Source organism: Methylobacterium sp. PvP105 (genome assembly GCF_017876975.1).
Taxonomy (GTDB): domain Bacteria; phylum Pseudomonadota; class Alphaproteobacteria; order Rhizobiales; family Beijerinckiaceae; genus Methylobacterium; species Methylobacterium radiotolerans.
Window position 1 is genome coordinate 6,023,052 of sequence record NZ_JAGIPA010000001.1, and the last position, 13,574, is coordinate 6,036,625.

Sequence of the window (13,574 nt, forward strand, 5' to 3'; positions counted from 1 at the left end):
TACGCTATGAAACTCCTCCATCTCGACGCCAGCATCCTGGGCACCGGCTCGGTCTCGCGGGAGCTGTCCGCGCTGATCGTCCGGCGCCTCGCCGGGGATGCGCCGGACGCCGTGACCTACCGGGATCTCGTCGCCGAGAATCCGCCGCACCTGACGGTCGCGACCCTGCCGGGTGCCCACCCGGTCTCGGCCATGGCCGGCCCCCTCGACGCGGCCGGACAGGCCGTCCGGGACGCCAGCGACCGGATGCTGTCGGAGTTCGTCGCCGCCGACACGGTCGTCATCGGCGTGCCGATGTACAATTTCACGATCCCGTCGCAGCTCAAGGCCTGGATCGACCGCCTGCTCGTGCCGGGCACGACCTTCCGCTACGGCGCCGCCGGGCCGGAGGGGCTGATGGGCGGCAAGCGCGTGATCCTGGCCCTCGCCCGCGGCGGCTTCTACGGGCCGGGCACGGCCTCCGTCCCGGCGGAGCACGCCGAGCACTACCTGCGCACGGTGTTCGGCTTCATGGGCATCGTGCCCGAGCTGGTGCTGGCCGAGGGGCTGGCGGCCGGCGAGCACAACAAGGCGCAGGCCCTGGCCTCGGCGCGCGACGCGGTCGGGCAGCTCGCCGCCTGAGGCCGAGCGACCGGCCGCGGGGCGGCCGGCGGAGCGGCGGCCGACGCCGCCGCCCGCCCGATCAGTCGCGCACGACGACCTTGGTACCGACGCGAACCCGGTCGTAGAGGTCGACCACGTCCTTGTTGGTCATGCGGATGCAGCCGGAGGAGACCGCCGCGCCCATCGTCTCGGGCTCGTTCGACCCGTGGATGCGGTAGAGCGAGGAGCCGAGATAGAGGGCGCGGGCGCCCAGCGGGTTGTCCTGGCCGCCGGCCATGTAGCGCGGCAGGTCGGGGCGGCGGGCCAGCATCTGCTGCGGCGGGCGCCAGTCCGGCCATTCCTTCTTCATGGTGACGGTCTTGGTGCCGGACCACGAGAAGCCCTGCCGCCCGACGCCCACGCCGTAGCGGACCGCCGCGCCGCCGCCGAGCACGTAGTAGAGCCGGCGCTGGCGGGTCGAGACCACGATGGTGCCGGGCTTCTCCTTGCCGGTCCACGCCACCGTCTCGCGCGGGATCGCCTGGCTGCGGAAGATGTTGAGGAAGTCCGCGATCGGACCCCTGTCCAGCGGGTTGGCGGCCGCCGCCGGGGCGCTCCCGAGCAGCAGGCCCGCGAGCCCGAGTAGCGCGATCCGTCTCGACATCGTCTTCCGTCCTCCGTTCGTGGCGGCGCGGGTTCTCGCGGACCTTTGCGGACCTTGGCAGACCTTGGCAGACATGGCCCGGGCCCGCGCGAGAACCCTGCGCGCATCGGGCGAGCCGGCCCGGACTTCACGGCAAGGTTGAGGCCGGGTCGCCGGCATGGACACTTCCGGGCGTAGATGTGTGCTGCGCGCAACACTGGGCGGGTGGCGCGACGCCGTGGGTGATTGCGCGCGGCGACAGCCATGCTTATCTCAGATCCGTGATCCGATCCGCCGCCCTTCTGGCCCGCCGCGTCGCGGACCTGCCGGACCGCCTCGCCAGGGGCCTCGCCGCGCTGGCGCTGCTCGTCCTCGCGACGGCCGCGCTGGCGGCTGTGCCCGCGCGGGCCGAGACCGCACGGGCGGAGGGCCCGGCCTGCGCCGTCGCGAGCCCGCGCCTGACGGTCCTGTCCGGCGCGCCGGACGCGCAGCCCGAGGCCAAGCGGTCGGTCTTCGGCCGCACCGATCTCTGCGCCGCCGACAGCGAGATCCCTACCGAACTGGGGCTGCCGCGCCCGCCGGTCGACGCGCCGCGCCCGCGTCACACTGTCTCCGCATCGTTCGATTACAGGTCCGACAGCGTGCCGGCCTCCGCGCCGGACGGTTCGCCGCACCGGCCTCCACGCCGGGCCTGACGCGCGCCCCGGTCTCGCGGCCGGCATGAAGGCGCGCCCGTCCTGATCTTCGTCTGACCGGCCCCGTGACCGGTCCCGGGATCTGACTCGACGATGCGCGGGCCCATGCTCCGCGCCAGCCTCAGCAGACGCATGCTTTCAGGAGCGTCGGTAATCGTGACCCGCACTTTGTCCGCCAGAATCCCGTCGTCGTTCCGCGCCTCGGCCCGCGCGACCGCCCTCCTGCCCGCGGCCCTGCTCCTGCTGGGCGTCGCCGCCTGCAACCCGAAGCAGGTCGCCGCGCCGACCCCGCCGGTGCCGGAGGTCGGGTTCGTCAAGGTGGAGCCCCAGGCGATCCCCTACCTGCGCGATCTGCCGGGCCGCGTCGCGCCGATGCGCATCGCCGAGGTCCGCTCCCGGGTCTCCGGGCTCGTGGTCAAGCGGCTCTTCGAGCAGGGCAGCCAGGTCAAGGAGGGCGACATCCTCTACAAGATCGACCCGGCGCCCTACGAGGTCGAGCTCGCCAGCGCCGAGGCGGCCCTCGCCCGCCAGGAGGCCGCCCTGGTGCTCGCCCGCCAGCAGGCGGACCGGCTCGAGCAGCTGCTCTCCCGCGCCACCGCGAGCCAGGCGCAGTACGACGCCGCCTTCGCGGCCAAGAAGCAGGCGGAGGCCGAGGTGGCCGGCGCCAAGGCGACCCGCGACCGGGCGCAGCTCAACCTCGGCTGGACCGACGTGCGCGCGCCGATCACCGGCCGCATCGGCCGGGCGCTGCTCACCGAGGGTACCCTGATCGAGCCGGGCTCCACCGGCGCGCTCGCCACGATCCAGCAGCTCGACCCGATCTACGTCGACATCACCCAGTCGGTGGGCGAACTGAACCGCCTGCGCCGGGACCTCGCCAGCGGCGAGCTGGCGCGGCTCGAGGACAACACCGCCAACGTCCACCTGATCATGGACGACGGCTCGCTCTACCCGCTGGCCGGTCGGCTGCTGTTCTCGGACGTCACCGCCGATCCGAGCACCGGCCAGGTGACCCTGCGGGTCCAGTTCCCGAACCCGCACGACGAGCTGTTCCCCGGCATGTACGTGCGGGCGCGGATCAAGCAGGGCATCGATTCCGACGCGATCGCGGTGCCGCAGCAGGCGATCCAGCGCACCGACGACGGCCGCGCCGAGGTCTGGATCGTGCGCGCCGACGAGACCGTGATGCGCCAGCCCGTCGAGGTCGGGCCCGTGGTCGGGCAGAACTGGCTGATCCGGTCCGGGCTGAAGGCCGGCGAGCGCGTCATCATCGACGGCTTCCAGAAGATCACCGTCGGCGCCAAGGTGAAGCCCCTCGACCAGACCCCGGTCCACGGCGAGACCGGACCGAAGCACGACACCGACGAGGCCCCCGACGTGCCGGGCGACAAGGCGGAGGTCGCCCCGCGGGCCGCCGCCGTCCAGCAGCGCCGCTGAGTCCGGGAGAGCCCGATCATGGCACGCTTCTTCATCGACCGCCCGGTCTTCGCCTGGGTGGTGGCGCTGTTCATCTGCCTGGGCGGCGCCCTCGCGATCCCGAACCTGCCGGTGGCGCAGTATCCGGTGATCGCGCCCCCCTCCATCGCCCTGTCCACGGCCTATCCGGGGGCCTCGGTGGAGAGCCTCTACATCGGCACGACCCGGCTCATCGAGGATGAGCTCAACGGCGCCGCCAACATCATGAGCTTCGAGTCGACCACCGACTCGTTCGGCTCGGTCAACATCACCGCCACCTTCCAGCCGGGCACCGACCCGTCGCTCGCCTCGGTCGAGGTGCAGAACCGGCTGAAGCGCGTCGAGGCGCGCCTGCCCGCGGAAGTGCGCCAGCAGGGCATCCTGGTGGAGGAGGCCTCGGCCGCGACCCTCAACATCATCACCCTCGTCTCCACCGACGGGTCGATGGACGAGGTCGGCCTCGGCGACTTCCTGATCCGCAACGTCATCAACGAGATCCGGCGCATCCCCGGGGTCGGGCGCGCGACGCTCTACTCCACCGAGCGGTCGCTGCGCGTCTGGGTCGATCCCGACAAGCTGCGCGGCCTCTCGCTCAGCGCCTCGGACGTCACCGACGCGATCCGCAACCAGAACGTCCAGGTCGCCTCCGGGTCGGTCGGCGCGCAGCCGAGCCCGACCCGGCAGGCGCTCACCGTGCCGATCATCGTGAAGGGCCAGCTCGGCACGATCGAGGAGTTCGGCGCCATCGTGCTGCGGGCCAATCCCGACGGCTCGAACGTGCGCCTGCGCGACGTCGCCCGGATCGAGCTCGGCGGTGACGCCTACCAGTTCTCGACCCGCCTCAACGGCGGCCCCGCCGCCGGCATCTCGGTGACGCTCGCCCCCGACGGCAACGCGCTCGAGACCGCCAAGGCGATCCGCGCCAAGATGGTGGAGCTGTCCCAGTTCTTCCCGCCGGACCTGAAGTGGGACATCCCCTACGACATCACCCCGGCGGTGGAGGCCTCCATCGAGAAGGTGCTGCACACGCTCGTCGAGGCGGTGGTGCTGGTCTTCCTCGTGATGTTCCTGTTCCTGCAGAACATCCGCTACACCCTGATCCCCACCATCGTGGTGCCGATCGCCCTCATGGGCACCGTCACGGTGATGTGGATCTCGGGCTTCTCGGTGAACGTGCTCACCATGTTCGGCATGGTGCTGGCCATCGGCATCCTGGTCGACGACGCCATCGTGGTGGTCGAGAACGTCGAGCGGATCATGAACGAGGAGGGGCTGCCCCCCAAGGAGGCCACCAAGAAGGCCATGGGGCAGATCACCGGCGCGATCATCGGCATCACCCTGGTGCTGGTGGCGGTGTTCATCCCGATGGCGTTCTTCCCCGGCTCGGTGGGCATCATCTACCGGCAGTTCTCGATCGCGATGGTGACCTCCATCGCCTTCTCGGCGCTGCTCGCCCTGTCGCTGACGCCGGCGCTCTGCGCGACCTTCCTGAAGCCGATCGAGAAAGGCCACGGCCACGCCAAGGGCGGCGTGTTCGGGATGTTCAACCGGTTCGTCGACCGGGAGACCGCCCGCTACGGCCGCGGCACCGCGGCGTTCATCCGGAAGTCCGGTCGGGTGATGCTGGTCTACGTCGCGCTCGTGGCGGGGACCGCTTACGCCTTCGTCAACCTGCCGGAGGGCTTCCTGCCGGTGGAGGACCAGGGCTTCTTCACGGTCGACGTCCAGACGCCCCCGGGCGCCTCCTACAACCGCACCCAGGAGGCGGTGCGCAAGGTCGAGGAGCACCTGCTGGCGCAGCCCGGCGTCGCCACCGTGACGATGCTGAACGGCTTCTCGTTCTCCGGCCAGGCCCCGAGCACCAGCCAGGCCTTCGTGACCCTGAAGCCCTGGTCCGAGCGCGACGCCAAGAACTCGGCCGCCGCCCTCGTGGCCGGCACCAACGCGGCGCTCGCCAGCTACCGCGACGCCACGGTGGACGCCCAGGAGCCGCCGCCGGTCGACAACCTCGGCAACGCGGCGGGCTTCTCGTTCCGCCTGCAGGACCGGGCGAACCGCGGCTACGCGGCCCTGCTCTCGGCCCAGGAGCAGCTCCTGAAGCTCGCGCAGCAGAGCCCGATCCTCCAGAAGGTGAAGATCGAGGGCCTGCCGCCGACCCCGCAGGCGGAGCTGGTCATCGACCGCGAGAAGGCGGCGGCGCTCGGCGTGAAGTTCGAGGACATCAACAACACGATCCAGCTCAACCTCGGCTCGGTCTACCCGAACGACTTCCCCAACCGCGGCAAGATGCAGCGCGTCTACGTCCAGGCCGAGCAGCTCCAGCGCATGAACGCGGCGGACATCCTCAACTACGCGGTGAAGAACGCCACCAACACGATGGTGCCGATGTCGTCCTTCGCGGAGCTGAAATGGAGCATGGGGCCGAGCCAGATCGTCGGCTTCAACGGCTACCAGTCGGTGCGCTTCACCGGCGAGCCGAACCCCGGCTACACGTCGGGCGACGCGATCGCCGAGATGGAGCGGCTGATGCTGCAGCTGCCCAAGGGCTTCGGCTACGCCTGGACGGGCCAGTCCTACCAGGAGAAGCAGGCGGGCAGCCAGGCGAGCCTGCTGCTCGCCCTGTCGGTGCTGATCGTGTTCCTGTGCCTCGCCGCGCTCTACGAGAGCTGGGCGATCCCGGTCTCGGTGATGCTGGTGATCCCGCTCGGCGTCATCGGCGCGGTGGCGGCCGTGTACCTGCGCGGCATGCCCAACGACGTGTACTTCAAGATCGGGCTGATCACGATCATCGGCCTCTCGGCCAAGAACGCGATCCTGATCGTGGAGTTCGCCCGCGACCTCTGGAAGCCCGGCACCTCCGTGGTGCGGGCGGCGATCGAGGCCGCGACGCTCCGGTTCCGGCCGATCGTGATGACCTCGCTCGCCTTCATCTTCGGCGTGGTGCCGCTGGCCATCGCCACCGGCGCCGCCTCGAAGAGCCAGCAGGCGATCGGCACCGGCGTGATGGGCGGCATGATCACCGCGACCGTGCTGGCGGTGTTCTTCGTGCCGGTGTTCTTCGTCGTCGTCATGCGCCTGTTCCGGCGCAAGGCGGTGGCGGAGGGCGAGCGGGCCGAGGCGGAGACGCGGCACGAGCCGGCGCGCGTGGCGGCCGAGTAGGCCGGCCTCGGCCGCGCGCTCTGGCGTCCGGTCGACGTCTTCGTTGGGTGCCGGCCGCTCCGTCATCACGGGCGGAGCGAAGTGACCCAGGGTCGCACGACGCCGCGAGGCGTGGCGCCGCCCTGGCTCGCCTCGCTGCGCTCGCAAAGACGGGGCGCGTCACAGCCATCGATCGGACATGGCGATGAAGCGGGGAAAACGCGCTTTGCAAGGCGACTCATGTCGCGCAGCCGCGACAGGCTCGGCCTTCGTCTTGTATACAGCTGGTCCGAAGCTTGCTGTCGCCGCGGTGGACACCGCCGGGGCTGCCGGCCGGTGGCGCATTCACGGTCTCGGAGATCCGCTTGTCCCGTTCAGCCCTGAAGATTCTCGCCCGCGGCGTGTCCGCGGTCGCGGTCGCGACGTTCGCGTTCGCCGCGCTGCCCGCGCAGGCCGCCAACGTCTTCCGCTTCGCCTTCCAGGGTGACCTGAAATCCCTCGATCCCTACTCCCTCAAGGAGAGCTTCACGGAAGGGATGCAGGAGGCGGCCTACGAGCCCCTCGTCACCCTCGACAAGAACCTGAAATTCGCGCCCGCCCTCGCGGAATCCTGGGAGACGCCCGAGCCGACCCGCTGGCGCTTCCACCTGCGCAAGAACGTCAAGTTCCACGACGGCTCGCCGTTCACCGCCGACGACGTGATCTTCTCCGCCCAGCGCGTCCGCGCGCCGGGCTCGAACTTCACGACCAACGTGCCCGCCGACGCCGAGTTCGTGAAGGTCGACGACTACACCGTCGACATGGTGCTGAAGAAGCCGAACCCCATCGCCATCGCCCAGTTCCCGACCTGGGTGATCATGTCGAAGGCGTGGTCCGAGAAGAACGGCGTCGTCCAGCCGACGCCGCCCAGCGCCACCAGCCCGAGCTACGCGACGCTCCACGAGAACGGCACCGGCCCGTTCGTGATCGCCGAGCACCAGCCCGGCGTGAAGACCGTCTTCAAGAAGTTCGACGGCTACTGGGGCAAGGTCGAGTCGAACCTCGACGAGGCGGTGCTGACCACCATCGCCAACCCGGCGACCCGCGTCGCGGCGCTGCTCTCCGGCGAGGTCGACTGGATCGACCCCGTGCCGCTGCAGGACCAGCAGCGGGTCAATGCCAGCGGCACCGCCACCGTGATGGCCGGGCCTGAGTTGCGCACGATCTTCCTCGGCATGGATCAGGACCGGGACGAGCTGAAGGACTCGAGCGTCAAGGGCAAGAACCCGTTCAAGGACATCAAGGTCCGCGAGGCCTTCTACCTCGCCATCGACGAGGACACGATCGCCAAGCGCGTGATGCGCGGGCAGGCGGTGCCCTCCGCGCTGATGATCGCCCCGGCCCTCTACGACCGCGGCGCCGAGTTCAAGCGCCCGGCCACCGACCTGAAGAAGGCCAAGGAGCTGATGGCCCAAGCGGGCTACCCGGACGGGTTCTCGCTCACCATGGACTGCCCGAACGACCGCTACGTCAACGACGAGGCGATCTGCCAGGCGGTGGTCTCGATGCTGGCCCGCATCAACGTCAAGGTGAACCTCAACGCCCAGCCGAAGGCCAAGTACTTCGCCAAGGTTCTGGCGCCGAACTACGACACCTCGTTCTACCTGCTCGGCTGGACCCCGTCCTCGCTCGACAGCCACAACATCCTCTACGAGATCGTCGGCTGCCGGAAGCCCGGCGACAAGTCGGGCCGCGGCGGCTGGAACCTCGCGGGCTACTGCGATCCGAAGATCGACGAGATCGCCGACAAGGTCGAGGGCGAGACCGACAAGACCAAGCGCGACGCCCTGATCAAGGAGGGCTTCGACGTCCTCAACGCCGATTGGGGCTACATCCCGCTGCACCAGCAGGCGCTCGCCTGGGGCGTCTCCAAGAAGGTCCACCTGACCCAGCGCGCCGACAACCTGCTCCTGCTCTACTGGGTGTCGAAGGACCCGCAGTAGGAGCGCGGCGTGCTCGCCTTCCTGCTGCGCCGGGTGATCCAGGCGGCCGCGGTCCTCGCGGTCGTCGGGCTCATCGCCTTCGCGATGTTCCGGTTCGCGGGCGATCCCGTGAACCAGATCGTCGGCCCCGACACCACCGTGGCCGAGCGGGCCCAGATCCGGACGGATCTGGGCCTCGACGACCCGGTCCTGGTCCAGTTCGTCCGCTATGCCGGCAACGTGGTGCGGGGCCAGTTCGGCATCTCGTACCAGTTCCGGCAGCCGGTCTCGCAGCTCTTGGCCGAGCGCATGCCGGCGACGCTGGAGCTCGCCTTCTGCGCCACGGTCTTCGCCCTGGTGGTGGGGATCCTGATGGGCGTGTACTGCGCGCTCTTCCGCGAGTCCTGGCTCGCCGGGCTGTTCCAGGCGGTCTCGCTGATCGGGATCAGCCTGCCGACCTTCCTGATCGGCATCCTCCTGATCTACCTGTTCTCGGTGACGCTCGGCTGGCTGCCCTCCTACGGGCGGGGCGACACGGTCCGGCTCGGCTGGTGGACCACCGGCTTCCTCACCGCCTCCGGGCTCAAGGCGCTGATCCTGCCCTCGGTGACGCTCGGCCTGTTCCAGATGACGCTGATCATGCGGCTCGTGCGCGCCGAGATGCTGGAGGTCCTGCGCACCGACTACATCCGCTTCGCCCGGGCGCGGGGGCTCACCACCCGGGCCGTCCACCTGCGGCACGCCCTGAAGAACACCCTGGTGCCGGTGATCACCATCGCGGGCCTCCAGCTCGGCTCGGTGATCGCCTTCTCGATCATCACCGAGACGGTGTTCCAGTGGCCCGGCATGGGCCTGCTCTTCGTCCAGGCCGTGCAGAACGTCGATATCCCGATCATGTCCGCGTACCTGCTGCTCGTCGCGCTGATCTTCGTGACCATCAATCTCGTGGTCGACATCCTCTACACGGTGGTGGACCCGCGCCTGCGGCTGCCCGCCGGGCGGGCGGCGTGAGGAGCGACCGATGAGCGGACGTGACATCGACGCGGGCGACGCCCCGCCGGTCCCACTGCCGGAGGCGAAGCCCTCCCGCCTCGCGCGCTGGCGCGATTCCGACCTGCTGGCGAACTTTCTGCGCTCGAAAACCGCTGTGGCGGCGCTGGTCGCCACCGTGCTGATGGTCGGGCTCGCCTTCGCGTCGCCGTGGATCGCGCCGCAGAACCCCTACGACCCGGCCCAGCTCGACCTGATCAACTCCAACCTGCCGCCGATCTGGCAGGCGGACGGGCAGGCGCCGTACTATCTCGGCACCGACGACCAGGGCCGGGACGTGCTCTCGGCGGTGCTGTACGGCCTGCGCCTGTCGCTGATCGTCGGCGTGCTCGGGGTGGTGACCTCCGGGATCCTCGGCATCGCGCTCGGCCTGATCGCCGGCTACGCGGGCGGCTTCCTCGACACGCTGATCATGCGGGTTGCCGACGTGCAGCTCACCTTCCCGGCGATCCTGATCGCCCTGGTGGTCGACGGCGTCGCCAAGGCGAGCTTCGGCAGCGCGCTGGATGTCGGGCCCTTGATCGGGCTGATCGTGGTCTCGATCGGCCTGTCCTTCTGGGTGCAATACGCCCGGACTGTGCGCTCCTCCGTGATGGTCGAGAAGGGCAAGGACTACGTCCAGGCGGCCCGGCTGATCGGCCTGTCGCCCCCGGTGATCATGATCCGCCACGTCCTGCCGAACGTCACCGGCCCGGTCTTCGTGATCGCGACGATCAACCTCGCGCTGGCAATCATCACCGAGGCGACCCTGTCGTTCCTCGGCACCGGCCTGCCCGAGACCATGCCGTCGCTCGGCACCCTGATCCGCACCGGCAACCGGTTCCTGTTCTCCGGCGAGTGGTGGATCGTCGCCTTCCCGGGTCTGGCGCTGGCCGGCCTCGTCATCGCCATCAACCTCCTGGGGGATTGGCTGCGCGACGCGCTCAATCCGAAGCTGCAATGAGCGACACCGTCCTCTCCGTGCGCGACCTGACGGTCGCCTTCGACACCCGCCGCGGGCCGCTCACCGCCATCGACCGGGTCTCGTTCGACATCGGCCGCGGCGAGATTCTGGGCGTCGTCGGCGAGTCCGGGGCCGGCAAGTCGGTGACCGGCTCGGCGGTGATCGGGCTGATCGACCGCCCCGGCCGGATCGCCGGCGGCGAGGTCCGCCTGCGCGGCGAGCGCATCGACAACCTCTCCCCGGAGGCGATGCGGCGCGTGCGGGGCCGGCGCATCGGCATGATCTTCCAGGATCCGCTGACCTCGCTCGACCCGCTGTTCCGGGTGGGCGACCAGATCGTCGAGACCCTGCGCACCCACACCGACCTGTCGGCCAAGGCCGCCCGCACCCGCGCCATCGACCTGCTGGCCGAGGTCGGCATCCCGGCGCCGGAGCGGCGGATCGACGGCTACCCGCACGAATTCTCCGGCGGCATGCGCCAGCGGGTGGTGATCGCGCTCGCCCTCGCCGCCGAGCCGGAGCTGATCATCGCCGACGAGCCGACCACGGCTCTGGACGTCTCGGTCCAGGCCCAGATCATCACCCTGCTCAAGCGCCTCTGCCGCGAGCACGGCACCGCGGTGATGCTGGTGACCCACGACATGGGCGTGATCGCCGAGGCCGCCGACCGGGTGGCGGTGATGTATGCCGGGCGGGTGGCCGAGATCGGCCCGGTCGCCTCGGTGATCGCCAGGCCGCACCACCCCTACGCGGTCGGCCTGATGGGAGCGATCCCGACCCTGTCGCAGGAGGCCGACCGGCTGAGCCAGATCCCCGGCTCGATGCCGCGGCTCACCGCCATCCCGAAGGGCTGCGCCTTCAACCCGCGCTGCCCGAAGGTCTTTGCCCGCTGCCGCGTCGAGCGGCCGGAGCCGATCCCGGTCGACGCGAGCCGGGTCGCCTGTCACCTGTACGATGCAGCGGAGCGTGCGGCGTGAGCGCCTACGTCGAAGTCACCGACCTGCGCCGCCGGTTCGACGTCTCGAAGCCCTGGCTCAACCGGGTGATCGAGCGCGAGCCCCGGAAGTTCCTCACGGCGGTCGACCGGGTCGGCTTCGCCATCGAGAAGGGCGAGACCTTCGCGATCGTCGGCGAATCCGGCTCCGGCAAGTCCACGGTGGCCCGCATGGTGGTCGGCCTGCTGCCGCCCTCCGCCGGCGAGGTGACGATCACCGGCGTCTCGATGACCGACCCGCGCCAGGCCGCCGCCCGCAGGCGCCTGCGGGCGCGCATCCAGATGATCTTCCAGGACCCCTACGCGTCCATGAACCCGCGCTGGCGGGTGGGGAAGATCATCGCCGAGCCGATCCGGGCCTTCAACCTGATCCACGGCGAGGGGGCGATCCGCGCCCGGGTCAGCGAGCTGCTCGGGCTGGTCGGGCTCCACCCGGACGACGCGCGAAAATACCCGCACGAATTCTCCGGCGGCCAGCGCCAGCGGGTGGCGATCGCCCGGGCGCTCGCGAGCCAGGCGGAGTTCCTGGTGGGCGACGAGCCGACCTCCGCGCTCGACGTCTCGGTGCAGGCGCAGATCCTCAACCTGATGCGCGACCTGCAGGACCGGCTGGGGCTGACCTACCTGTTCATCTCCCACAACCTCGCCGTGGTCCGCCACATGGCGACCCGGGTGGGGGTGATGTATCTCGGCCGCCTCGTGGAGGTCGCCTCCGCCAAGGACCTGTTCGCGACGCCGCGCCATCCCTACACGCGGATGCTCCTCGACGCGGTGCCCGACCTCGCCCATGTCGGCCGCGCCCGGGTGCCGGTCTCGGGCGAGATCCCGAACCCGATCGACCCGCCCTCCGGGTGCACCTTCCACCCGCGCTGCCCGCTGGCCAACGACCGCTGCCGGACCGAGGTGCCGGCGCTCCTCGACGGCGTCGCCTGCCACGCCGTGCAGGAGGGGCGCGCCTGAGGGACCGGCACTGAGCGGCCGCCCGCGGCCTGCCGTTGCGCTCGGCCCGGGCAGGCGCTATGGCCCGTCCCGATGGGGATGGAGTTCCCCGAAACCGCCCGTCAGGGCTGATGACTCCTACCGCGAAACCGGCGGTGGGAGTGCGTCTTGCAAGCACCCGCCGCGACGGCGGGTTTCTCATGCCCGCCCGACGAACTGGAGCGCGCATGTCCTTCACCACCTGCATCCTGGTCATGATCGGCGGGGCCCTCGGCACGCTGGCCCGCTACGTCGTCTCGGTGCTGTCGCTGCCCATCAGCCGCGACCTGCCCTGGGGCACGATCCTCATCAACGTGACCGGCTCGTTCATCATCGGCCTGTTCGGCACGCTGACCCTGGCGCAGGGGCGATTCCCGGTCTCCGAGAACGTGCGCCTGTTCGTGATGATCGGGCTCTGCGGCGGCTACACGACCTTCTCGTCGTTCAGCCTCCAGACCCTCGACCTCATGCGGAACGGCGCGGTGGTCCGCGCCATGGTGAACGTATGCGCCTCGGTGGTGCTCTGCGTCCTCGCGGTCGCGCTGGGCCACGTCGTGGCGGCCCACTGGAACGGCGGCGCCGTGCAGATCGCCCAGGTGAGCATCGAGGAGGACGGCTGACCGGACGGCCACCCGCAACGGCGGGCATGGGCCGCCGCGGGGCTCACGGGCCCCGGCGCGGCCCGGCCCTCACGCGTCGCGCCACTGCGCGAAGGTCGCGGCCTGGCCCACCGTCGCGCCGTCGCGGTCGAGCTGCCAGACCACCGCCTGGTCGATCCAGAAGCGCCGTCCGTCCTTGGCGATCCGCAGGCCGCGATAGCCGCGGCTGAAGCCGTCCCGGGTGACCGCGTCGAGGAGCCGCTGCCGCTCGGCCCGCTCGGGAGCCTCGGCCGAGAGCCGCGAGGGCAGGCCGACGAGTTCGTCCCACGCGTAGCCGAAGCAGGCCTGCGCGGTCCGGTTGGCGTAGACGAAGCGCGGATCCGCGCCGCCGTCATGGGCGAGCACCGCGAAGGGGGCCTCCGCGTAGAGCCAGTCCGCGTCGGCTCCCGCCGGCACCAGGGACTCGCCGAGTCGCCGCGCGTAGCTGCCGGTGAGCAGGGCGAAGAAGTCCGGGTCGTGCGAGAGGTCCGTCATGA

Annotated in this window: 12 protein-coding genes and 1 riboswitch; of the genes, 10 read left to right on the forward strand and 2 right to left on the reverse strand. The window is 70.6% G+C overall.

Going from position 1 to position 13,574, the window contains the following annotated elements; all coding sequences use genetic code 11:
• Positions 1 to 6: 6 nt before the first annotated feature.
• A complete protein-coding gene (locus tag J3A75_RS29315) occupies positions 7 to 621 on the forward strand; it encodes an FMN-dependent NADH-azoreductase (RefSeq protein ID WP_012321388.1) in 615 nt (204 codons plus the stop codon).
• Between the two features lie 61 nt (positions 622 to 682).
• Here J3A75_RS29315 and J3A75_RS29320 read toward each other — a convergent pair whose 3' ends face one another.
• Entirely contained in the window at positions 683 to 1,246 is a 564-nt protein-coding gene (locus J3A75_RS29320) for a L,D-transpeptidase (protein ID WP_012321389.1), read from the reverse strand.
• A 260-nt stretch (positions 1,247 to 1,506) separates the two neighbouring features.
• Here J3A75_RS29320 and J3A75_RS29325 point away from each other — a divergent pair, with 260 nt between their 5' ends.
• The 9 genes from J3A75_RS29325 (at position 1,507) to crcB (ending at position 13,059) form a co-directional block, all read left to right on the forward strand.
• On the forward strand, positions 1,507 to 1,920 hold the full coding sequence (locus tag J3A75_RS29325; RefSeq protein WP_058606272.1) for a hypothetical protein: 414 nt from the start codon (positions 1,507 to 1,509) through the stop codon (positions 1,918 to 1,920).
• Positions 1,921 to 2,076: 156 nt separating this feature from the next.
• Entirely contained in the window at positions 2,077 to 3,357 is a 1,281-nt protein-coding gene (locus J3A75_RS29330) for an efflux RND transporter periplasmic adaptor subunit (protein ID WP_024828774.1), read from the forward strand.
• 18 nt (positions 3,358 to 3,375) lie between these two features.
• On the forward strand, positions 3,376 to 6,534 hold the full coding sequence (locus J3A75_RS29335; RefSeq protein ID WP_012321392.1) for an efflux RND transporter permease subunit: 3,159 nt from the start codon (positions 3,376 to 3,378) through the stop codon (positions 6,532 to 6,534).
• Positions 6,535 to 6,878: 344 nt separating this feature from the next.
• Complete coding sequence (locus J3A75_RS29340; RefSeq protein ID WP_012321393.1) at positions 6,879 to 8,495, forward strand: ABC transporter substrate-binding protein; 1,617 nt, start codon at positions 6,879 to 6,881, stop codon at positions 8,493 to 8,495.
• A 9-nt stretch (positions 8,496 to 8,504) separates the two neighbouring features.
• Positions 8,505 to 9,485, forward strand: coding sequence for an ABC transporter permease (locus J3A75_RS29345; protein WP_029358725.1), 981 nt, complete (start codon positions 8,505 to 8,507; stop codon positions 9,483 to 9,485).
• A gap of 10 nt (positions 9,486 to 9,495) precedes the next feature.
• On the forward strand, positions 9,496 to 10,467 hold the full coding sequence (locus J3A75_RS29350) for an ABC transporter permease (RefSeq protein WP_071000162.1): 972 nt from the start codon (positions 9,496 to 9,498) through the stop codon (positions 10,465 to 10,467).
• Positions 10,464 to 11,444 (forward strand): ABC transporter ATP-binding protein, encoded by a 981-nt coding sequence (locus J3A75_RS29355; RefSeq protein ID WP_058606270.1) that lies wholly within the window; start codon positions 10,464 to 10,466, stop codon positions 11,442 to 11,444. The genes J3A75_RS29350 and J3A75_RS29355 overlap by 4 nt, the downstream gene beginning before the upstream one ends.
• Positions 11,441 to 12,421 carry an ABC transporter ATP-binding protein gene (locus tag J3A75_RS29360; protein ID WP_071000163.1) on the forward strand — a complete coding sequence of 327 codons (981 nt, stop codon included), beginning with the start codon at positions 11,441 to 11,443 and terminating at the stop codon, positions 12,419 to 12,421. Before J3A75_RS29355 ends, J3A75_RS29360 begins: the two co-directional genes overlap by 4 nt.
• 65 nt (positions 12,422 to 12,486) lie before the next feature.
• Positions 12,487 to 12,548: riboswitch (Fluoride riboswitch) on the forward strand.
• Between the two features lie 79 nt (positions 12,549 to 12,627).
• Positions 12,628 to 13,059, forward strand: coding sequence for a fluoride efflux transporter CrcB (crcB, locus tag J3A75_RS29365; RefSeq protein ID WP_012321398.1), 432 nt, complete (start codon positions 12,628 to 12,630; stop codon positions 13,057 to 13,059).
• A 69-nt stretch (positions 13,060 to 13,128) separates the two neighbouring features.
• Here the strand turns inward: crcB and J3A75_RS29370 are convergent, their stop codons facing one another.
• Positions 13,129 to 13,572 carry an MEKHLA domain-containing protein gene (locus J3A75_RS29370; protein ID WP_012321399.1) on the reverse strand — a complete coding sequence of 148 codons (444 nt, stop codon included), beginning with the start codon at positions 13,570 to 13,572 and terminating at the stop codon, positions 13,129 to 13,131.
• Positions 13,573 to 13,574 lie beyond the last annotated feature (2 nt).

Excerpts from the sequence above, each read along its gene's own strand:
- J3A75_RS29320 (WP_012321389.1), bottom strand. The coding sequence starts at position 1,246 with ATGTCGAGACGGATCGCGCTACTCGGGCTCGCGGGCCTGCTGCTCGGG.
- J3A75_RS29315 (WP_012321388.1), top strand. The coding sequence starts at position 7 with ATGAAACTCCTCCATCTCGACGCCAGCATCCTGGGCACCGGCTCGGTC.
- J3A75_RS29350 (WP_071000162.1), top strand. The coding sequence starts at position 9,496 with ATGAGCGGACGTGACATCGACGCGGGCGACGCCCCGCCGGTCCCACTG.
- J3A75_RS29355 (WP_058606270.1), top strand. The coding sequence starts at position 10,464 with ATGAGCGACACCGTCCTCTCCGTGCGCGACCTGACGGTCGCCTTCGAC.
- J3A75_RS29335 (WP_012321392.1), top strand. The coding sequence starts at position 3,376 with ATGGCACGCTTCTTCATCGACCGCCCGGTCTTCGCCTGGGTGGTGGCG.
- crcB (WP_012321398.1), top strand. The coding sequence starts at position 12,628 with ATGTCCTTCACCACCTGCATCCTGGTCATGATCGGCGGGGCCCTCGGC.
- J3A75_RS29370 (WP_012321399.1), bottom strand. The coding sequence starts at position 13,572 with ATGACGGACCTCTCGCACGACCCGGACTTCTTCGCCCTGCTCACCGGC.